Source organism: Pseudoduganella sp. GW821-FHT12E03 (assembly GCF_058807115.1).
In genome coordinates this window covers 397,414-417,864 of record NZ_JBXAQJ010000006.1, presented here as the reverse complement: position 1 = coordinate 417,864, position 20,451 = coordinate 397,414, and the positions used below count along the sequence as shown (strand labels likewise).

Below are 20,451 nucleotides of genomic sequence, written 5' to 3'. Positions count from 1 at the left end.
ATGATGTTTTTTAAACATATATTAACGGCTATCTCAATTGGTTTGCTCGGTTGCATCAACATTGCCTACGCTGGCGATGATGGCACAGATACATCTTTCACCCATGAGCGCTTTGTTGCGCATTATGTAGTAAATAAGGATGGCAGCTATGTGCAAACCACGGAGCATGTCTTGTTTATTAAGGAAGAGCGGGCGGTCAAGGCGTTGGCGCAGCAGCCGATCACTTATAACAGCTCCCTGCAAAAAATCGAGGTAGTGCAAGCCTATACGCAAAAACCGGACGGGCGCCGCGTCTTGGTCAAGCCAGACCAGATAAAGGATCAGCAGGAACGCATCTCGACCGAAGCACCGATGTTCCAGGACAGCCGAGTGAAGGTGCTGATATTTCCGGAGGTGGCCGTAGGAGACCGGCTGGTCTACACCTATAGGGTGATATGTACCCAGCCTTTATATCCCGGCCAGTTCGAAGACGTCACCTTGGGTGAATTTAATGCGGTCGGTCGGATGAGCATGACTTATGACATGCCTGAAGAATTGCCCTTGTATGCGGATAGCATGGGCTTCCGGGCTGCGCAGCCGGTAGCCGGAGCGGGCCGGAAAATCTATCGCTGGGATTACGTGCCGGGTGAGAACCAGGCTATGGAGGCCGGTGCGGTGGCCTACACCGATTATGGCCGCAGATTGTTTGTTTCTACATTTGCAGATTACGCTGCCCTGGCGCGAGCCTATGACCTGCGGGCCAGCAGCAAGGTCATTGTCGATGCCAGGATAACTGCGCTTGCTAAACAGATAGTCGGCAATCTGGCCGATCCAGGTGCAAAGGCCAGGGCAATTTATAATTGGGTACGGCAAAATATTCGCTACGTTGCGGTTTATGTGGGGCCGGGAGGCGTGGTCCCCCATTCATCGCTCACGATCCTCGACAATCGCTATGGCGATTGCAAAGATCACGTTACCCTTATGGAAGCCCTGCTCCAGGCAGCAGGCATCGAGAGCACACCGGCGCTGATCAACCAGGGCCCTTCCTACAAACTGTCTTCGGTCCCGATCACATTCAATCACGTCATTACCTACGTGCCGAGCCTGGACTTATACCTGGACTCCACTTCCGCTGCCACGAGTGAAAATTATTTGCCCGACGGCGACATCGACAAAGCGGTATTACTTACGCATACAGGTACCATCGCACATACACCTCGGCAACAGTTACATCTGATTAAAAATGAATCAGAAATCAAGGTGCTGGGCAATGGTACGGCAAATTTCGTGCAGCGCCAGACCACCCGGGGCAAGGCGGCGGGCGAAGTGATTTATTTTGTCGATAATGCCATGCAGTCGGACCTGGACTATGTGGTAAAGAAATTGGTCTCATCCAAGGGAAAGGACGGCGCGGGAAGTATAAAAAAAGTTGAGGCCAGCGCCGCCCGGGATAGCGTGACGGTCGAACTCAGCGGGCATGAAAACGAGTTTGTGGACTTGCCTGGGCCGGTTGCTATTACCTTGGATAGCAGTCTGACCAATGATTTGCGCAATAGCTTGACGCCGTTGACGATAGCAGGGAACAGGAGCCAGGATTTCATTTGCCTGAACCTGGCGGTGGAAGAGCGCGCAAGTTATACGTTGCCTGCGACTCTGAGCGCGCTGGCTTTACCGAAATCCGTCTCTCTGCAAGACGATCATTTTGAGTATCGGTCCGAATATTCGATGGAATCGGGCAAGATTGTCGTAAAGCGTATTCTCGGGTTCAAGCATCCTGGCGCCGTGTGCACAGCCAGCGAATACCATTCTATGTTTGGCATCCTGACGCGGATTATCCGTGACTTGAGGAGTCAGGTCATTTTGCAAAGCACGGCACGCTAGCAGGCTGCTGAAATACCGCCTCGGTAAGTCATCCACCGAGGCGGGCCAATGCAGTAGTCAGGGTTGCGGCGTCGCTGTAGGTATAGGTGGTGCTACGGCCGTTGCGATCGGCGACGCTTTGCAGGTGCCCCGTCAAGTTGAAGGTTTTCGCCATGTCGTTGGCAGCATTGATCACTTCTTGTCTGAATGACAGGAGACTGCCGTAAAAAGGGCTACGGCCAGTGTTCGTGTTCGTGTTTGCTGTGCGGACGTGTCGCGGGAAACGTGCCGGGCCATGGCGGCCCGGCTGTCGGGAGGGGCGGTTTAAGGCTGGACTTGCACCCTGGCCGCGTAGTACTCGGTTTCGCCAAAGCACGAGGTCGGGACCCCTTTATGCTGCTCGTAGGTGATCCGCACGCGCTTGCCGGTGGCTGCCATCATTTGCTCGGCCACTTGCGGGTCGCGCACGCTGAACTCGAATTTCTCGGGAATCGCGCCCGGCATCGACGTCAGCAGCAATTCACCCTCCCACGTCTTGCAAATCCAGCCCCGCTTTGAAAACTTTTGCAGGTAGCCCGCGCGCTCGCCTTCCGAATAGGAAACGGACAAGGCAATCCACGCGTAGGCGGCAAAAATCAGGGCGGCGCCCAGCAAAACGCCGGGAATAATCAGCTTCAGTCGGGACATAGGGTTTGTTTAGAGTGACAAAGTTGCCATCGTATCACTGCGCGGTGGCATTGCGGTGCCTTACCGACGACCACAGCGACACAAGAATGAACGCCACCCCCGACAAACCGGTGAACCATTCCGGGATGTGGTACTTCACGCTGGCCAGCATGATCAGCGCCAGGATGCCGATGGCATAGTGCGCGCCGTGTTCCAGGAACACGAACTCGTCCAGCGTGCCCTTGTGGACCAGGAACACCGTCAGCGACCGCACGAACATGGCGCCGATCGCCAGGCCCAGCATGATGATGACGACATCGGTGGTGATGGCAAAGGCGCCGATCACGCCGTCAAAACTGAACGAGGCATCGAGCACTTCCAAGTACATGAAGCCGCCAATGCCGCCCTTGGCCAGCGCCACGCCCGTGTCCGGGTCGTGTTCTTCATCTTCCAGCAGGCCGCTGATCCAGTCCACCGCCACATACACGGCGATACCGATCACGCCCGACATCAGCACGCTGAGCTTTTTAAATTCCGGCACCAGGCCCACGCACGCCAGCACGGCCAGCAAGGCCAGCAGGGTCGACAAGCCTTCGCTGCCCCAACTGCCCAGCTTTTCCTCGATCAGGCCCAGCCAGTGCAATTCTTTTTCTTCATCGAACAGGAAGTTCAGGAACACCAGCAGCAGGAAGGCGCCGCCAAACGCCGCCACTTCCGCGTGAACGCCGGTCAGGTAGCGTGAATATTCATCGGGCGTGGTCAAGGCCATGTTCCAGACATCGATCAGCCCCAGGCCGGTGGCGAACGAGACGATCAGCAGCGGGAACAGCAGGCGCATGCCGAACACCGCCACCAGGATACCGACAGTCAGGAACAGCTTTTGCCAGAAATCGTTCCAGTTCTTCAGCACGGCGGCATTCACCACGGCGTTGTCGAACGACAGCGACACCTCCATCACGCCCAGCACGGCGGTGATCCACAGCGCCGTCAGCAAACCGCTCATGCCGCCGCGGTCAAAGCCCCACCAGCCCGCCACGCACAGCAAGATGGCGGTCACCAGGAAAGAAATGCGGAAATGTTTCATGAGATTGTTGTCCTTTTTATGTCAGTCACGCCGATTTTAGCCCACTTGCCCTCGCCGTCCCCAATACAGAATGCGATAATGGCCGATTGCACAGAAGTAATCAATTCAGAAGGAAGACAGATGGACCTTGCATACCTTGTTACGCCTCTCATTACCTGGACCGCGGTCGGCCCGATCAAATTCCTGATTAATAGCGCGAAAGCGCGCCGCTGGGCGTTCAACCTGGTCGGTAACGGCGGCTTCCCCAGCAATCACAGTGCGGTGGTGTCGAGCATGGCGACCCTGATCGCGCTGCGCGAAGGCATCGGGCATCCGGCCTTTGGCGTGGCGGTCACCCTGTGTTTTATCGTCATCATCGACGCCAACAGCCTGCGCCAGCACGTCGGCCGCCAGGCCGCCGCGATTAACCGCCTGGCCGATGGCGACAACCAGCACACGTGGCTGCGCGAACGCATGGGGCACACACTGGTGGAAATCGCCGGCGGCCTGGCCACCGGCATCGGCATCGGCCACCTGGTGCATGCCATTTTTGGTTGATCCAATAAACTAAGAAATGGGGCGTTGCCCCATTTTTTTTGCCGTTCATCCCCGTAATCCGCATTTCGGTCGTGCATTTGCGCAGTCCGTCTTGACCGCATTGACACACATCAAGCCGCTGCCGGATACTCAAGCGCTTATAGCATGTGTAAAACCAGCACTATTCCCCTATCTCGGAGATATCTATGTTGCGCAAAACCCTTCTAGCCTTCGCCATCGCTTCCGCCCTGGCCGCCTGCGGCAAGGAGCCTGCCAAAGGGACGGACAAGGCGGATAAAGCGGCCAGCACGCCCGCCGCCAAAGCCGATGACAAGAAAGCGCCGGCCCTGTCCGTCGCGCCGGAAGATTTGGTGACCGTGTCCAGCAATGCGCTGGCGTCCGGCCCTGTTGTCACCGGCTCAATCCAGCCGGAACGCAAGGCGGATTTGCGCGCCGAAGTGAGCGCTATCGTTCTGCAAGTATTAAAGGAAAATGGCGAAGCGGTGAAGAAGGGCGACTTGCTGGTGCGCCTTGATGACACCTCGCTGCGCGACAGCGTCAATTCCGCCGAAGAAGCCGTGCGTGCATCGACCCAGTCGCTGGAACAGGCGGCCCGCATGCTGGAACGCCAAAAAACCCTGCGCGCGTCCGGCATGACGTCGGCGCAAGCGATGGAAGATGCGGAAATCCGCCGCAACAATGCGCAAAGCGATTTGGCCGCGGCCAAGGCGCGCGCCGTCGGCGCCCGCCAGCAATTGCACCGCACCGAGGTGCGCGCCCCGTTCGACGGCATTGTGTCCGAGCGGAAGGCGTCCAACGGCGACACCGCGCAAATCGGCAAGGAGTTGATCAAGGTGATCGATCCGACCAGCATGCGCTTCGAAGGCAGCATCTCAGCCGACAAGGTGGGCGTGATCAAGGTTGGCCAACCGGTGCAATTCGCGATCAATGGCTACCCGGGCCAAAGCTTTGGCGGCAAGGTGCGCCGTGTCGACCCGGCCGCCAACCCGGTCACGCGCCAGGTGGAAGTGCTGGTCGATTTCACGGACAAGGTGCCGCGTGTGGCGGGCCTGTTCGCGGAAGGCCGCATCGAAGCGGAAACCACGTCGGCGCTGATGGTGCCGGACATGGCCCTGGTGCGCCAGGGCGACAGCACGTATGCCTGGAAGGTCAAGGATAACAAGGCGCTGGCGAAAACCACCGTGAACCTGGGCGCGCGCGATGCGCGCACCGGCCAGTGGCAAGTGCTGGCCGGCCTGTCCGAAGGCGACAAGGTGATGCGCGCGCCATCGTCCGGCTTCCGCGATGGCCAGCAAGTGCAGATGGCCGCACAAAAAACCGTGGCGTCGGCATCCACCCCGGGCGCAGACGCCAGCAAAGGAAATTAAACCATGTTCTTATCCGATTTCAGTATCAAGCGCCCCGTCGCCATGATCGTGCTGATCGTGGCGATGATGTGCATGGGATTGCTAGCGTTAAGCAAGTTGCGGGTCAACCAGAACCCGGACGTCGATGTGCCCATGCTGATCGTGAACATTCCGTATCCGGGCGCCTCGCCGGAAACGGTGGAACGGGAAATTGTCAACCGCCTGGAAAAATCGCTGCAAAGCATTTCCGGCGTGACCGATACGTTCAGTACCTCCAGTGAAGGCAGCGCCACCCTGCAAATGCGTTTTGCCTTTGGCAAGAACCTGATCGAAGCGTCCGACGAGGTGCGCAATGCGATCGGTTCGGTACGCTACAAGCTGCCGACCGAAATGCGCGAACCGGTCATCCGCCGCATCGATACCGCTGCCGAACCGATCATGCAGTTGTCGCTGTCGTCCAAGACCCTGTCGCACGCGGGCATTTCGCGCCTGGCGGAAGACAAGCTGGCCGACCGCTTCCGCGGCATCGACGGCGTGGCCGTGGTGAACGTCAACGGCGCGCTGCGGCGTGAACTGTCGGTGCTGCTGCGTTCGGAAAAACTGCGTGAATACAATGTGTCGGTCTCCGAAGTGGCCAATGCGCTGCGCATGCAAAACACCAATGCCCCGGTCGGCAAGGTGCGTAGCACGCTGGACGAAAAGAGCATCCGCCTGGTCGGCCGCATCGAACGTCCGGAAGAGTTCCAGGACGTGGTGGTGAAGCGCCGCGGTGACGAACTGATACGCCTGGGCCAGTTGGCCACGGTGGAAGACGGCTTTGCGGAAATCAACAACGTCAGCCTGCGCAGCGGCAAACCCAACGTCGGCCTGGCCATCATCCGCGCCCGCGACGCGTCCACCGTCAGCGTCGCCAAGGCGATCCGCGCAATGGTCGAGGAAATCAACAAGGAATTTCCGGAAGGTACCGCCCTGGAAGTCACGCAAGATGGCGGCGAAGACGCCCAGAACAGCCTGAACAACGTGATTGAATCGCTGGTGTTCGGCGCCGGCCTGACCATCTTTGTGGTGTATGCCTTCCTCAATTCGTGGCGCTCGACCCTGATCACCGCGCTGTCGCTGCCGACGTCCGTGATTGCCGCCTTCATTGCGGTGTGGCTGTGCGGATTTACCCTGAACTTCATGACCCTGCTGGGCCTGTCGCTGGCGATCGGTGTGCTGATCGACGATGCCATCGTGGTGCGGGAAAACATCGTGCGCCACATGCAAGCCGGTTCCGACCGCCGCAAGGCCGCGCTGGATGGCACGGCGGAAATCGGCTTGGCGGTGGCCGCCACCACGTTCTCCATCATGGCGGTGTTCATTCCGGTCGCCTTCATGCCGGGCATGCCGGGCGAATGGTTCCGTCCGTTCGCACTGACCGTGACCTGTTCCGTGGCGGTATCGCTGTTCATTTCGTTCACCCTGGACCCGATGCTGTCGGCCTACTGGGGCGATCCGGCGGATCACCACACGGCGCCGAAGAAAGGGATCAGCAAGGTACTTGACAAGTTCAACCACTGGTTCGACCATCAGGCCGACGGCTATGGCAAAGTCATTGCCTGGGCGCTGCACCACCGCCGCTGGATGGCCGTGATCGCGTTCGTTTCGTTCGCCGGCGCCATCGCGCTGCAGGCGACGTTCGGCGGTTCCAGCTTCCTGCCGAAATCCGACTTCGGCACGCTGGCCATCGAAGTGCGCACGCCGTCGTCGTCCAGCCTGGATTACACCAAGCTGAAGATGGACAAGGCCGCGCAAATCGCCCACTCGATTTCCGAAGTAAAGGCCACCAGCACGTATGTCAACCTTTCCGGCGGCCGGATCTGGGTGGACATTGGCGACCGCACCAAGCGCAAGCGCAATGCCACGGAAATCGGCATCGAGTTGCGCCAGAAACTGGCCAGCCTGCCGGGCGGCGAATTCGTGGTGCTGGACGACTTATCCAACAATGCCCGCAAACCGGTGCAGATCGACTTCGTCGGCCCCGATTCGCGCAAGCTGATGGAACTCACGAACGAGTTCATGGATAAGCTGCGCCGTGTGCCGGGCGCCGTGGACGTCGGCCTGTCGGAACAGGATCCGAAAGACGAAATGCAGATCGAGCTGAACCGCGGTTTGGCCAACTCGATGGGTATTTCCGCCGGCGATACGGCGCAAGCGCTGCGCGTGGCGTTTGCCGGTATCGAAGTGGGCGACTGGGTCGACCCGACCGGTGAAACCCGCGACGTGGCGGTGCGCCTGCATCCGGAAGACCGTGTCAGCCCGGAAAACATCGAACGCTTGCCGATCGCCGTCACCGGCACCAACCAGATGGTGCCGCTGGACCAGATCGCCCGCATCACGATGGGCAAGGGCCCGTCCACCATCCGCCACAAGGATGGCAAGCGCACGATTTCCGTGTCGGCCAACGTGGAAGGCCGTTCCCCTGGTGAAGTCACTGCCGACGCCATGAAGATCGCCAAGGCCATGGATTACCCGCCCGGTTTCGGGCTGGACGTGGGCGGCGCCGGCAAGGACCAGAAGGACGTGTTCACGCAAATGGGCATTTCGCTGGTGGCGGGCATCGGCCTGATGTACCTGGTGCTGGTGATGCAGTTCGGCTCGTTCACGGCGCCAGGGGCGGTGATGCTGTCGCTGCCGCTGTCGCTGATCGGGGTGGTGCTGGGCTTGCTGCTGACCAGGGATACCTTGAACCTGATGAGCTTTATCGGCGTCATCATGCTGATGGGCCTGGTGGCGAAAAACGCCATCCTGCTGCTCGACGCGGCACGCAAGCGCGAGGAGGAGGGTTATGGCCGCGAAGAAGCGCTGATGTATGCCGGCCGCATGCGTTTGCGCCCGATCCTGATGACGACCTTTGCCCTGATCGCCGGCATGATGCCGGTGGCGATCGGCATCGGCGAAGGCGCGGAATTCTATCGCCCGATGGCAGTCGCCATCATCGGTGGCACCATCACGTCGACCCTGCTGACCTTGCTGGTGGTGCCGACCTTCTACGACAGCATTGAAATCACCCGCGACAGCATGGTGGCCAAGTTCAACCGCCGTGCCGAACGCTGGAATGGACTGGTGGCGTTCACGCTGACGTTCATCGAAGCGTTGCTGGCGCTGACGTTCATCCGCCTGATCTTCCGCAGCATCATGTGGCTGGTGCGGAAAGCCACCGGCAAGGGGGGCAGCGACGGGGCCGGCGGCCGCAAGCTGGAACCGGTGGCGCCGAAAGTGGTGTGATCACGCTGAAGCAGTCATGACAAAGGGGCCGGATGGCCCCTTTGTCATTGATGGCCCGCAGGCGTGGCGATGCGGGCCGGATTGCGGCGCTAACGCTGCGGCGGGGCATCCCGTCGCGGCATATGGTCCGGGTTGTCGTTGCGCGTGCCCGGCGTGACGGGGTTGCCATAGGCGTCGGTACCGCTGCCCGTTGTGCCGCTGGTGCCGGAAGTCCCGCTGGACGGTGGCGTGGTGGCCGGCGCCGGCGAGACGGGTGGGGCGGTGGTGGTGCCATTATCCGGTGGCATGGCCGATGGCGTGGCGGGCGCCGGCTCCGGCGCAGGAACCGGGACCGGCGCGGTTTCGCTGGTCGGAGTGGTGGTGGTCGTGGTGTCGGCGGTGCGGTCTTTGCACCCGCTTAGTGTAGCGGCGGCCAGCAAGGCCGCCAGCAAGAGCGATGAAGAGGTGGGTTTCATTTGATTCCTTTCAGATTCAAGATTCAGGCTTGCGCCAGCGTCCGCAGCAGTGCCGGTATTTCCGCAGGAATTTCCCGAGCCAGGTAGCCCAGGGTGCCGAAGCGCATGGCCAACTGGTCGCCGGCCGCCGCATGCAGGGCAACGCCCCAGATCGCGGCTTGTTCCAGCGGCGCCCCGCGCGCCGCCAGTCCCGCGATGATGCCGGCCAGCGCATCGCCGGAACCGGAAATGGCCAGGCCGACATTGCCGCCATGTTGTTGCCACAGCATCCCGTCCGGCGCGGCAATCACGGTCAGCGCGCCTTTCAGCGCCACCACCGCATTCCAGCGCCTGGCGGCGCGCTGTGCCGCACCCTGCGGACCGGCTTCGATGTCTTTTCTGCTCATGCCGGTGGCATGGGCCATTTCGCCCGCGTGCGGCGTCAGCAGCACCGGTTCCGTAAAGCGCCAGTGTTCCCAATCCACCGGATCGGCCAGCAGCGAGGTGTCTTCCGGCGGATGCAGCAGCGCCAGCGCCGCCGCATCGAGGATGACTTTACGGCCCGCGTAGCGCGGCAGCAGGGCGCGCACCAGCTCCGCCGTGGCTTGTTCGTCCTGCATGCCGGGGCCGATCAGCAGTGCATCGGCCTTGTCGGCCAGTTCGCCCAGGCGGTGCACGCTGTCCGCCGCGAAACCGCCGCCATGCGTTTCCGCCAGCGCGATGACGCGGGCTTCCGGCAGCGCCGTGGCAATGTGCGCCGCCGTATGGGCGGCGGTGGCGATCGTCACCTTGCCGGCGCCAGCGCGCAATACCGCGTTGGCCGCCAGCAGCGCCGCCCCGGGCATTTCGCGCGACCCGGCCACCACCACCGCATGGCCCCGCACTTCCTTGTCGTCGTCGAAACGCGGCATCGGCAAGGGCCAGTTGCGCAGGGTTTGCAGGTTGATGTCGGTGATGTCCATCGCCGGCCTCACGATTTCGGCGCGGCCGGCACGTCGGCTTTGGCGGTGACCGGCGTGCCGGTATTGACCAGCGGCGCGACAAAGTTCGCCATTTGCAGCACCAGCTTGCCATTTTTGCCGATGGCGGCATCGAAGGCATACGACGTGACGCCGCAGTTCGGCACATCGGCGGCCTTGTCGATGGCAAGGATGGCGTCCTCGTCGAGGCGTTCCAGCAGGTAGCGGAAGCAATTGACGATGACCTGGTGCGCCACGATCAGGACCCGCTCCCCCCGGTAATCGCGGGTGATGGTGTCGATCACGCTGCGCAGCCGCAAGATCACGTCGCACCAGCTTTCCCCGCCCGGTGGGCGGAAATAAAACTTGCCGACGTGTTTGCGCTGTTCGTACAGATCGGGATAGCGGTCGGCGATGCCGAGCGGCGTCAGGCGGTCGAGGATGCCGAACTCCTTTTCCCGCAAACGTTCGTCGGCCACCACCGCCATCAGCGACTCGCGGCCCAGGTGTTCAATGACCACCATGGCGGTGCCTTTGGCGCGCAAATAAGGGGAGTGCAGGATGGCGGTCGGGCGCTGGCCTGGCGGCAACTCCGCAAACCACATCGCCAGCGCATTGGCCTGGCGCGCGCCCAGGTCGGACAGGGGCACGTCGACGTCGCGCTCGGCGATATTGATCAGGTGTTCGGCGGCAGCCTCGGCGGCGTCACGCGCGACGTTCCCCGCGCTCTGTCCATGCCGCACGATCCACAGTTGCGTTGGCCACTTTTGTTCCATCGGTGTCCCTCCCGGGTGACGATGGAAACCATGGTAGACGAATCGCCGGACAGACGGCGCACCGCGTTTTCAGGCGGCTTTGCTGTCCGGTTCTTCGCTGAGTTCCGCGTCGCCATTGAACACGGCCATATCAGTCTCTCCCAGCACGCGGCTGGTGACGGCGCCGGCCGTGATGGCGCCGCTGACGTTGAGGGCGGTGCGGCCCATGTCGATCAGCGGTTCGATGGAAATCAGCAAACCCGCCAGCGCGACCGGCAAGTTCAGCGACGACAGCACGATCAGCGCGGCAAACGTGGCGCCGCCGCCGACCCCGGCCACGCCGACCGAACCGATCGCGACAATGGCCAGCAGCGGCACAATGAACGAGGCGGTAAATGGATCGATGCCGACCGTTGGTGCGATCATGACCGCCAGCATGGCCGGATAAATGCCGGCGCAGCCGTTCTGGCCGATGGTGGCGCCAAACGAGGCGGCAAAGTTGGCGATGCCTTCAGGAATGCCCAGGCGTTGCGTCTGCGTTTGCACATTCATCGGGATCGACCCGGCGCTGGTGCGCGACGTGAAGGCAAACGCCAGGACCGGGAAAATCTTGCGCGCATGGCGCAGCGGATTTAAGCCCATGGCCGCCACCAGCGCCAGGTGCACCACGAACATCAATGCCAGCGCGCTGTATGACGCCAGGACGAAATTGATCAGGTTGACGATGTCGGCCAGGCTGGAGGTGGCGACCATTTGCGCCATCAGGGCGAACACGCCATACGGCGTCAGGCGCAGCACCATCGTCACCAGCCGCATCACGATGGCGTGCGCCACTTGCACCGCGTGCTCGAACGAGGCGAACAGGTCCGGCTTCTTGTCATGGATGCCGGTGGCGGCAATGCCAATAAAGATGGAGAAAATCACCACCGCGATGGTGGACGTCTTGCGCGCACCCGTCAGGTCCAGGAACGGGTTGGCGGGAAGGAAACTGAGCAGCATCGAGGGCAGGGAAATCGCCTGCGCATCACCCAGCTTGCCCTGCAGGTAAGCGCCGCGCGCCAGCTCGGCCGCATTGGACGCCATGCCGACTGCGGTGAGACCGTATACCTTGGCCATCAGGATGCCGATCGCGGCCGCCACGATGGTGGTGGCCATCAGGGTGCCGATGGTCAGCGCGCTGATTTTGCCCAGCGACGTGGCGTTTTTCAATTTCAGGATCGCGCCGACGATGGACACCATAATCAGCGGCATGATGATCATTTGCAACAGCTTGACATAGCCGCTGCCGACGATGTCGAGGTATTCCGCCGTGGTTTTCAATTCCGGCGCGGTAATGCCATACGCCGTCTGCAATCCCGCTCCCAGCGCCACACCCAGTCCCAGGCCGGTGAACACGCGCACGGTGAACGTGGCGTGGCGAGCTTGCTGGCGGTACATGAATGCCAGCAGCGCGGCGGCAAGGGCCAGGTTGAGGAAGACAGTGATCGCCATGGCGCGGCCTTTCAAAGAGTGTGACGGGAAACGTGCGCAATTGTATAGTCAATCGGCGCACGCCGCACACCGGGCCGGAGCGGGCGGGACGGAATATTTCCGTATATGGAAATGCGCTGCGGAATTCGTCGTGGAATCAGGCGGCAAGTCCGCAGCGCGCCACGCGGGCGATCACGAAATCCGCAGCGACAGGCGTTGCAGCTTGCTGCTTTTCTGCGCCAGCTGGCGGCGCGACGGGCGCGCTTCGTTGTAGCGCAGCCAGCGCTGCAGCGCTTCATCGTGCGGCGACAGCGCCACCGGTTGCGGCACCGGCGGCGGCTCCGCGGCGGCCACTTCCGCCGTGGCCGTCGCCGGTTCAGGCTGCGCTGCGCCAGGCGCGGCCGCCGGGACAGCCGCAGTCGCAACCGCTGCACCTGTCGCTGTCTCAACTGCAGTATCAACAGCAGCAACAGCAGCAGCATCAACCGCTGCCGCAGCCGCAGCCGCAGGCATCACCGCAGGAAAATCCGCGATGGCCGCCGCCAGCGGCAAGGGCGCCGGCACCGGGGCTGGCGCCGCATCGCACACGTCGAGCTGCTGCCGCAGCAGCCAGCGGTACAGCGATTCGTTGGCGTCAAACACGGCCGCCGGCGCATGCACGGTCAGGCAAATCAGCGAGCGGGACGAGCGCAGGCACAGCACCAGGTAATGGCTGTACACGCCCGTGCCCGGGAAGGTGCCACGGAATTCCGACGCCACGCCCTGGACCCGCTCATCCCAGCCGTCGCCTTCCATCTGGTACGGCGCACGCACCTGGCGCAGGTAAGGCATGTCTTCGGCCACCCAGCGGAAGCGCTGGCCGGCCCATTCGCGCACCGACAGCGCGGACGACGTCATACCGACGGCGCGCAAGGAAGCGCCGCTGGCGATGTCGAGCAGCTGGAAGGTATCGCCATCCATGCTGGCGTGCCACGCTTCCGGTGCATTAATGGCAATACCTGGTCCGGGACTGACATGATGCGCCAGCACCAGGGTGGAAAAATCGGTATGGTCCGGCTCGATCACGGCGACGCAGCCGGCGCGCTGCAGCGCCGCCTGGAAGCGCAGCGCGTGGCTGCAATCGAGCTGTTTCTTGACGATGGCGCGGGGCGCCGCCAGCAGCGCGTGCATCTGGTCGACGGTGCGCCGGAACAGTTCCGCCAGCCGGGCCGCCACGTGTTCCATGGTGTGGCCATCTTGTACGCCATCGATAATGACGCGGTAGCTGAGGGTGGCGCCACGCAGGCGCAGTTCGGTGGTGTTCTGCATTCTTGTAAAGCGATTAACGATCTTGCATTTAGGATACGTCAACCAGCCGCCTGAAAAATGCGCGAATTGTCACCAACCGTTAAAAAAAGTGTAAAAAGTGTGGCTAAGGAGTATTCAGTTTCCGTTATATGCCGCAGCCCGGCAACGTCAACGTCAGTACCGTGCGGTTTTGCACATCGTCGGTCGCCATCGTGACGGTGCCCTGCATGGCTTCCGTCAGCAGCCGGGCGGAATAGGTGCCCAGGCCGGTACCCTGGCGCTTGCCGGACGACGCGTAGCGGTCGAAAAAGCGTTCGCGCATGGCCACCGGCACCACCCCGGTATTGGCGATGGTGACCAGCATTGGCTGGCTGTCGAGCAGCGACAGCGAGACCTGGCCGCCCGGCGCGGCCGCCTCGCACGCATTCTTGACCAGGTTGTGCAAGACCGCCTGCACCAGGGTGGGATCGCCGGCCGCCATTGCCCCGGCTGGCGGGGCATCCACGGCAATGTGCACATTGCCGGCGGCGCCATAGGCCGCGCGGGCGCTGCCGGCCACCTGGTGCAGCACGGCCGCCACATCGACCGGCACGGGCTCCAGCCGGTAATTGCCGGTTTCAATCATGAACAGGTCGGACGACAGTTGCACGGTATCGAGCGCCTGCCTGGCGCTGGCGGCAATCAGGTTGGCCTGTGCCGCGTGTTCCGGCGCCAGTCCGGCGGCGGAAGTCAACTGTTGCGCCAGGCCCAGCACGCCTGCCAACGGGCCTTTGATGTCATGCCGCAGCATGCGTTCCACGTCTTCGCGCAGCCGTGCGTTTTCCAGCAGCACGTCGTATTCGGCCTGGCGCTGCATGTGCAGCGCGATATGGCGCATGAAATTCTGGACCCGCAATTGCAGCAAGTCCGGGTCCAGCGGTTTGCTGACGAAATCCACCGCGCCCAAGGTCAATCCTTTGCGGCGCGCCGCGTCGTCGGTCAGGGCGGTGACGAACACGATGGGGATGTGGGCGCTGGCCGGATGTTCGCGCATGCGCTGCGCCACTTCGAAGCCATCCATGCCCGGCATCATGACGTCCAGCAGCACCAGGTCGGGCGGGCTGTCGGACGTGCACATGGCGAGCGCCTTGGGACCGTTGTGTGCGACCTTGACGCGGTATTGGCCGTCAAACAGGTCGGCGATCAGGCGCAGGTTGTCCGGCGTGTCGTCGACCACCAGGATGGTCGGGCGCGGCAGCGGCGCGGCAGGGATGGCGGGGGCGGACGGCACGTCGCCGGCCGGCCGGGCGCGGCGGCTCAGGGCATTGGCGACCTTGTCTTCCAGGCGCTGGCGGGTGTAAGGCTTGACCAGCAAATCCGACACGCCGCTGTTGATGGCTTGGGCGATGCGCTCGCGGTCCGCTTCCGCCGTCACCATCACCATCGGGATATCGGCCAGGTCCGCACTGGCGCGGATCTGGCGCAGCAATTCCAGGCCATCCATCAGCGGCATGTTCCAGTCCGACAGCACCAGGTCCACTTGGCGGGTCTGCAACAGGCGCAAGGCGTCGGCGCCATTGCCGGCCGTGAGGATATTTTCCGCGCCCAGCGCGCGCAACTGGTTGGCGGTGATCTGGCACATGGCGGGCACGTCGTCCACCACCAAAAAGGTCAGCTTGGCAAGGTTCATGGCGTACTTCCTTCAGGCCAGGCGGTCGAGGCGGGCCTGGTGGTCATGTATTTCTTCGTCCGAGTCGGCAAAGCGCGCCGCGATCGCGCGGAATTCTTCCTGCAGCGCGAGGAAGGCGTCCAGCATATCCGGATCGAAATGGCTGCCGCGCCCTTCACGCATGATGGCCACCGCCTGCTCGTGCGGCATGGCGGCCTTGTAGACGCGCTTGCAGATCAGCGCATCGTACACATCGGCCACCGCCATCAGGCGCGCCGACAGGGGAATCGCGTCGCCCGACAGGCCTTCGGGATAGCCGCTGCCATCCCATTTTTCCTGGTGGGAATACGCAATTTCCTTGGCGCAGTGCAGGAATGGCACATTGACGCCCAGGCGCTGTTCCGCATGCACGATGGCGTCGCGTCCCAGGGTCGTGTGGGTTTTCATGATGTCCATTTCCTCCGGTGTGAAGCGGCCAGGCTTCAGCAGGATGCGGTCGGGTATGCCGACCTTGCCGATATCGTGCAGCGGCGCCGACTTGAACAGCACCTCGATGTACTGCGGCGTCAACCGAGCCGCGAAGCGGGGATGGCCGCGCAAATGTTCCGCCAGCGCCTTCACATACCACTGGGTGCGCAGGATGTGGTTGCCGGTATCGTTGTCGCGGGTTTCCGCCAGCGACGCCATGGTTAAAATCGTCACGTCTTGCACGGCGCGCACTTCATCGGTGCGGCGCGCCACTTCCTGCTCCAGGAAGGCAGCCTTGTCCTTGAGGAAGTCGGCGGACGCTTTCAGCTGCAAATGCGTCCGCACGCGCGCCATCAGGATCGGCGGGCTGACCGGCTTGGTGATGTAATCGACCGCGCCCAGGCTGAAGCCGGTCTGCTCATCTTCCACCTGGGATTTCGCGGTGAGGAAAATCACGGGGATGTCCGCCGTGGCGGGATCCTGCTTGAGGCGGCGGCACACTTCATGGCCATCCATGTCCGGCATCATGATGTCGAGCAGGATCAAGTCGGGGCGGTTGTCGCTGTGCGCAATTTTCAACGCCTTGTCGCCGTTCGGGGCGACTTTGACCGTGTAGCGGTTCGACAGCAGGCCGCTCATCAGCGACAGGTTGTCCGGGGTATCGTCCACCACCAGGACGATGGGTTTTCGGGCAGGGTTCATCAGACTGGGTTCCGCGTTTCATCGAGCACGGCCAGCGCCGTTTCGAAATCGAATTGGCCGATGGCTTGCTGCAGCCGCCGGATATGGTTGGGGTAAGCTGCCGCCAGCAGCGGCTGGTTATCGATCATGACTTTCTCGGCCTGGGCATCGTCGTCCGCCAGCAGCGCGCGCAATTGTTCCACCACGGCGTCGCGCTGCGCCGGGTCGACCGTCACCGGCGCCGCCGGTGCCGCGTCCGATGGCAGCGCCTGGACAATCGCCGCCACCTGCGTGCCCAGCAGCGACGCCACCAGCGCCAGCGCTTCATCGGTGGCGGCGTCTTCCTTGATGGCCTGTTCCAGGGTGGCGGCCGCCGCCAGCAGCGCGTCGGCGCCGATATTGCCGGACAAACCCTTCAAGGTATGGGCGGCCCGTTCCGCATCGGCGCGCCGGCCATCGGCCAGCGCGCTGGCAATCTCGTTGTCCGCATGGGCCTGGCCGGCCACGAAGCCGCGCAGCATGGCGATATAGCGGTCGGGTTTATGCAGCACGCGGCGCAGGCCGCCCGCCATATCGAGGCCGGCAATGTGGGCGGGCAGGCCGCCGTTGGCTGGCGCCGTGCTGGAGGCTGGCGTTGCCGCTTCGGTCATACCGCCCGGTATGGTGACCGGCCGGCCAGCCGCGGTGGCGCCGGGTGCGCCATCCGGCATGCCGGCGCCGTCAGTGCCATCAATGCCGCCGCCAAGGACGCTATCGTGGACGCGGTCATGGGCGCTGCCATTGCCATTGCCGGTGACGGCGGCGCCATCGGCGCCCGCCTGCGGTGGCACCCAGCGCAGCAGCGCGCGCCACAAATCGTCTGGTTCGACCGGCTTGCTGACAAAGTCCAGCATGCCCGCCTGCAGGCACTGGTCGCGGTCGCCCTGCATCGCGTTGGCGGTCATCGCCACCACCGGCAAGCCGTCATGCGCGGGCAGGGCGCGCACGCGGCGCGTGGCTTCCAGGCCATCCATTTCCGGCATTTGCATATCCATCAGGATGATCGCGTAGTGGCCCGCCGCATGGGCCTCCAGCAGCGCCAGCACTTCCACGCCATTGTTGGCGACGTCGACCTGCAAGCCCGCGTCGATCAGCAATTCCGTCGCCACCTGCTGGTTCAGCGCATTGTCTTCGGCCAGCAGCACCCGCGCGCCGGCAATCGCCGCCATGCCCGCCATCAGATTGACCGGCGCTGTGGTCGCATACCTCGGCATTGCGCTGTCGTCCAGTTCACCTCCCAGCAGGCGTACCAGCGTGTTCAGCAGCACGGACGGGTTGACCGGTTTGATCAGCACATCGTCGATCCCGGCCGCGCGCGCCTGCGCCAGCACTTCTTCGCGGCCGAACGCGGTCACCATGGCCATGCGCGGCGTCTGTTGCAACCCCAGCGCACGCAGCGCCATCGCGGTTTCCGGGCCGTTCATGCCGGGCATTTGCCAGTCCAGCAAGACCACGTCAAACGCTTGCGGCGTGCCAGCCTGGCTGCGCACCAGTTCCACCGCTTGCTGGCCGGTGGCGGCGGCGCTGGCGTCGAAGCGCATGGTGTGCAGCAAGTCGAGCAGCACGGCGCGGGCGCTGTCATTGTCGTCCACCACCAGCACCTTGCGGCCGCGCAGGTCGGGAGAAGGCAGCAGGGCGCGCTTGCCTTCGCTGCCGATACCGAGGTTGGCGGTGAACCAGAAGGTCGATCCTTCGCCGTGCACGCTTTCCACGCCGACCATGCCACCCATCAGTTCCGCCAGTTTCCTGGAAATCACCAGCCCCAGGCCCGTGCCGCCATATTTGCGCGTGGTCGAGGCGTCGGCTTGCTGGAAACTCTGGAACAGTTTGCCGATCTGTTCCTCGGTCAGTCCGATGCCCGTGTCGTGCACGGCGAAATGCAGCAGCACCCGGCCTTCGCCGCTGCTTTTGACGCGGACCCGCATCGCCACTTCACCTTTTTCCGTGAATTTCACGGCGTTGTTGGCGTAATTGATGAGGATCTGGCCCAGCCGCAGCGGGTCGCCGACCAGGCTGTCCGGAACGTCGCTGGCCACATCAAACACCAGTTCCAGCCCCTTGGCCTGCACCTTGTCGGCAATCACCGTGGCGACATTGTCCAGCACTTGCGCCAGGTCGAACGCGGTCTCTTCCACCCGCAGCTTGTCGGCTTCGATCTTGGAAAAGTCCAGGATGTCGTTGATGATGCCCAGCAAATGCTGACCGGCGCGCTGGATCTTCTGGATGTAATCGTGCTGGCGCGGCGTCAGTCCCGTTTTCAGCGCCAGGTGGCTCATGCCGATGATGGCGTTCATCGGGGTGCGGATTTCATGGCTCATATTGGCCAGGAACATCGACTTGCTGCGGGTGGCGTCTTCCGCCGCCAGCTTGGCGGTGGACAGCGCCTGCGCCGCCGTATGCTCCGCCGTGACGTCGGCCAGATAGCCATTCCACGCTTCCGTGCCATCCTGCTGGCGCGCCGCCGCGCAATGCAGCTCGACCCAGCGCGTCTCCGAGGTGGCGCCACGGCCGAATTCCATCCGTTCATGGAACGGACGGCCCAGGCGCGCCGCCTGCGCCAGCCGGCCCAGCAAGCCGGCGTCATGATCCGGGTCCAGCAATTCAAACAGGACGCCGCCGGCCGACAGCACATCGCTGGCCTGCAAACCGGTAATCGCGGTAATGGCCGGGCTCATGAACTGGAACGATGGTTTGCCCTCTGCATCGAGGCGGAACTGGTACACCGCCACCGGCAGGTTGTTGGTGATTTCCCGCATGCGCCGTTCATTGTTCAGGCGCAGGCGGCGGGTCGCTTCGGCCGTGCGCTGGCGGCCCGTGACCACCAGCGCCAGCAGCCAGACCGCCAGCAGGCAGCCGGCCGCCACCGCCAGTTCGCGCCACAGCGGCAGCCAGACGGCGCGGTCTTGCAGGCGCACCACGCGCCAGCGGCGGTTGCTGTCGTCAGGCCAGTTCAGCGGCACGGACGACACGGCATAAAAACCGCCGTCGTACCAGATGTTGTCGCCGCTGGCTTTGTCGCCGTCCAGCGTGAAGGGCAGGTGTTCCGGGCCATCGTCATCGAACATGGCGCCGAACTGCTTGCTGCGCGCCAGTTCCTCACGCCGGTCGACGCTGACCGGCGCCGCCAGCTTTAACAGCCAGTCGGCGTGGTTGGACGCAAATACCACGCCGTCCGGCGACAGCAGCAGCACCGGGTCGCTGATCTTTTGCAATTGCCGGTCGATGTCGGCCACCGGCATTTTGATGGCGTAGGCGCCGGTGATCGGGGTATCGCGGCTGTTGCCGCCATGGACCGGGGCGGCGAAATACAGGCCCCGTTCGCGCGACGTGCCGCCGATCGCCGGATAGACATTGGCTTCACCCGCCAGCGCGCGGCGGCAATAGGGCCGGAAGGCCAGGTTGCGGCCGATGCCGGTGGCCTTGCCTTCCTTGTTCAGGTAAGCGAGCGTGGTGCCGTCGCCGGCCAGCACAAACACATTGTCGGCGCCGTACTGGTCGATGATGGCGGCAAAGTCGGCATGGACTTCATTGGAATCTGCGGCGATTTTTCCGGCCAGCAGGTGCTTGATACTGTCTTCCACCAGCCCCATCAGGATGGCGCCGCCGATGACTTTATTGTCGCTGCTTTCCGCCTGCACGCGGTTGGCGACATCGACGGTGGCCGCATGCAGGTCGCGCCGCTGTTGCTGGTGCACCACCTGGCGCTGCGCCAGCACGGCCGCCAGCGCGACCGCCAGCGCCAGCACGCCCCAGCGCACAATCGGCCCCCGGGCTCGCAGGGGGCCGCGCAACAGGGTGCGCAACTGCAGGCGCAAGCGGTCGCGCCGGCGGGGAAGGGCCGATGGGGGGATTGGCGCGGCTGTGGAGGGCTGATGCGGGGCGAGATCGTCCATGGCGCCTTGACGTAGATTCTTCTAAGGAAATTATAACGACAAACTGTCAGCGCAGGCTGACTTGCTGTTGCTGCCTTG

General features: G+C 63.1%; 14 protein-coding genes. 4 read left to right on the top strand and 10 right to left on the bottom strand.

The features are described 5' to 3' along the window. The gene (locus AC1RRC_RS17965; protein ID WP_493056881.1) at window positions 1-1,860 is read left to right on the top strand and encodes a DUF3857 domain-containing transglutaminase family protein; all 1,860 of its coding nucleotides are present in this window, start codon (window positions 1-3) and stop codon (window positions 1,858-1,860) included. A gap of 303 nt (window positions 1,861-2,163) precedes the next feature. Here the strand turns inward: AC1RRC_RS17965 and AC1RRC_RS17960 are convergent, their stop codons facing one another. Together AC1RRC_RS17960 and AC1RRC_RS17955 are read right to left on the bottom strand one after the other, a co-directional pair. After that, a complete protein-coding gene (locus tag AC1RRC_RS17960; protein WP_493056880.1) occupies window positions 2,164-2,526 on the bottom strand; it encodes a DUF8785 domain-containing protein in 363 nt (120 codons plus the stop codon). Window positions 2,527-2,560: 34 nt separating this feature from the next. After that, window positions 2,561-3,589, bottom strand: coding sequence for a DUF475 domain-containing protein (locus AC1RRC_RS17955; protein ID WP_493056879.1), 1,029 nt, complete (start codon window positions 3,587-3,589; stop codon window positions 2,561-2,563). Between the two features lie 120 nt (window positions 3,590-3,709). On the opposite strand from AC1RRC_RS17955, the gene AC1RRC_RS17950 reads away from it, so the two are divergent. The 3 genes from AC1RRC_RS17950 to AC1RRC_RS17940 all read left to right on the top strand — a co-directional run bounded on the left by AC1RRC_RS17950 (window position 3,710) and on the right by AC1RRC_RS17940 (window position 8,739). Further along, window positions 3,710-4,126 (top strand): divergent PAP2 family protein, encoded by a 417-nt coding sequence (locus tag AC1RRC_RS17950; RefSeq protein ID WP_493056878.1) that lies wholly within the window; start codon window positions 3,710-3,712, stop codon window positions 4,124-4,126. A gap of 185 nt (window positions 4,127-4,311) precedes the next feature. Beyond that, window positions 4,312-5,493 carry an efflux RND transporter periplasmic adaptor subunit gene (locus tag AC1RRC_RS17945; RefSeq protein ID WP_493056877.1) on the top strand — a complete coding sequence of 394 codons (1,182 nt, stop codon included), beginning with the start codon at window positions 4,312-4,314 and terminating at the stop codon, window positions 5,491-5,493. A 3-nt stretch (window positions 5,494-5,496) separates the two neighbouring features. Then, on the top strand, window positions 5,497-8,739 hold the full coding sequence (locus AC1RRC_RS17940; protein WP_493056876.1) for an efflux RND transporter permease subunit: 3,243 nt from the start codon (window positions 5,497-5,499) through the stop codon (window positions 8,737-8,739). A gap of 89 nt (window positions 8,740-8,828) precedes the next feature. Here AC1RRC_RS17940 and AC1RRC_RS17935 read toward each other — a convergent pair whose 3' ends face one another. The 8 genes from AC1RRC_RS17935 to AC1RRC_RS17900 all read right to left on the bottom strand — a co-directional run bounded on the left by AC1RRC_RS17935 (window position 8,829) and on the right by AC1RRC_RS17900 (window position 20,373). Next, window positions 8,829-9,194, bottom strand: coding sequence for a hypothetical protein (locus AC1RRC_RS17935; protein WP_493056875.1), 366 nt, complete (start codon window positions 9,192-9,194; stop codon window positions 8,829-8,831). Between the two features lie 23 nt (window positions 9,195-9,217). After that, window positions 9,218-10,135, bottom strand: coding sequence for an NAD(P)H-hydrate dehydratase (locus tag AC1RRC_RS17930; RefSeq protein WP_493056874.1), 918 nt, complete (start codon window positions 10,133-10,135; stop codon window positions 9,218-9,220). Window positions 10,136-10,143: 8 nt separating this feature from the next. Further along, on the bottom strand, window positions 10,144-10,908 hold the full coding sequence (locus AC1RRC_RS17925; protein ID WP_493056873.1) for a histidine phosphatase family protein: 765 nt from the start codon (window positions 10,906-10,908) through the stop codon (window positions 10,144-10,146). A 69-nt stretch (window positions 10,909-10,977) separates the two neighbouring features. Then, complete coding sequence (locus tag AC1RRC_RS17920; RefSeq protein ID WP_493056872.1) at window positions 10,978-12,378, bottom strand: L-cystine transporter; 1,401 nt, start codon at window positions 12,376-12,378, stop codon at window positions 10,978-10,980. A gap of 171 nt (window positions 12,379-12,549) precedes the next feature. Continuing rightward, the gene (locus AC1RRC_RS17915; protein WP_493056871.1) at window positions 12,550-13,665 is read right to left on the bottom strand and encodes a hypothetical protein; all 1,116 of its coding nucleotides are present in this window, start codon (window positions 13,663-13,665) and stop codon (window positions 12,550-12,552) included. 124 nt (window positions 13,666-13,789) lie between these two features. Continuing rightward, entirely contained in the window at window positions 13,790-15,313 is a 1,524-nt protein-coding gene (locus AC1RRC_RS17910; protein ID WP_493056870.1) for an ATP-binding response regulator, read from the bottom strand. Window positions 15,314-15,325: 12 nt separating this feature from the next. Continuing rightward, a complete protein-coding gene (locus AC1RRC_RS17905; protein ID WP_493056869.1) occupies window positions 15,326-16,462 on the bottom strand; it encodes a response regulator in 1,137 nt (378 codons plus the stop codon). Further along, window positions 16,462-20,373, bottom strand: coding sequence for a response regulator (locus tag AC1RRC_RS17900; protein WP_493056868.1), 3,912 nt, complete (start codon window positions 20,371-20,373; stop codon window positions 16,462-16,464). Before AC1RRC_RS17900 ends, AC1RRC_RS17905 begins: the two co-directional genes overlap by 1 nt. Between the last annotated feature and the right edge of the window lie 78 nt (window positions 20,374-20,451).

Excerpts from the sequence above, each read along its gene's own strand:
- AC1RRC_RS17965 (WP_493056881.1), top strand. The coding sequence starts at position 1 with ATGATGTTTTTTAAACATATATTAACGGCTATCTCAATTGGTTTGCTC.
- AC1RRC_RS17960 (WP_493056880.1), bottom strand. The coding sequence starts at position 2,526 with ATGTCCCGACTGAAGCTGATTATTCCCGGCGTTTTGCTGGGCGCCGCC.
- AC1RRC_RS17955 (WP_493056879.1), bottom strand. The coding sequence starts at position 3,589 with ATGAAACATTTCCGCATTTCTTTCCTGGTGACCGCCATCTTGCTGTGC.
- AC1RRC_RS17950 (WP_493056878.1), top strand. The coding sequence starts at position 3,710 with ATGGACCTTGCATACCTTGTTACGCCTCTCATTACCTGGACCGCGGTC.
- AC1RRC_RS17945 (WP_493056877.1), top strand. The coding sequence starts at position 4,312 with ATGTTGCGCAAAACCCTTCTAGCCTTCGCCATCGCTTCCGCCCTGGCC.
- AC1RRC_RS17940 (WP_493056876.1), top strand. The coding sequence starts at position 5,497 with ATGTTCTTATCCGATTTCAGTATCAAGCGCCCCGTCGCCATGATCGTG.
- AC1RRC_RS17935 (WP_493056875.1), bottom strand. The coding sequence starts at position 9,194 with ATGAAACCCACCTCTTCATCGCTCTTGCTGGCGGCCTTGCTGGCCGCC.
- AC1RRC_RS17930 (WP_493056874.1), bottom strand. The coding sequence starts at position 10,135 with ATGGACATCACCGACATCAACCTGCAAACCCTGCGCAACTGGCCCTTG.
- AC1RRC_RS17925 (WP_493056873.1), bottom strand. The coding sequence starts at position 10,908 with ATGGAACAAAAGTGGCCAACGCAACTGTGGATCGTGCGGCATGGACAG.
- AC1RRC_RS17920 (WP_493056872.1), bottom strand. The coding sequence starts at position 12,378 with ATGGCGATCACTGTCTTCCTCAACCTGGCCCTTGCCGCCGCGCTGCTG.
- AC1RRC_RS17915 (WP_493056871.1), bottom strand. The coding sequence starts at position 13,665 with ATGCAGAACACCACCGAACTGCGCCTGCGTGGCGCCACCCTCAGCTAC.
- AC1RRC_RS17910 (WP_493056870.1), bottom strand. The coding sequence starts at position 15,313 with ATGAACCTTGCCAAGCTGACCTTTTTGGTGGTGGACGACGTGCCCGCC.
- AC1RRC_RS17905 (WP_493056869.1), bottom strand. The coding sequence starts at position 16,462 with ATGAACCCTGCCCGAAAACCCATCGTCCTGGTGGTGGACGATACCCCG.
- AC1RRC_RS17900 (WP_493056868.1), bottom strand. The coding sequence starts at position 20,373 with ATGGACGATCTCGCCCCGCATCAGCCCTCCACAGCCGCGCCAATCCCC.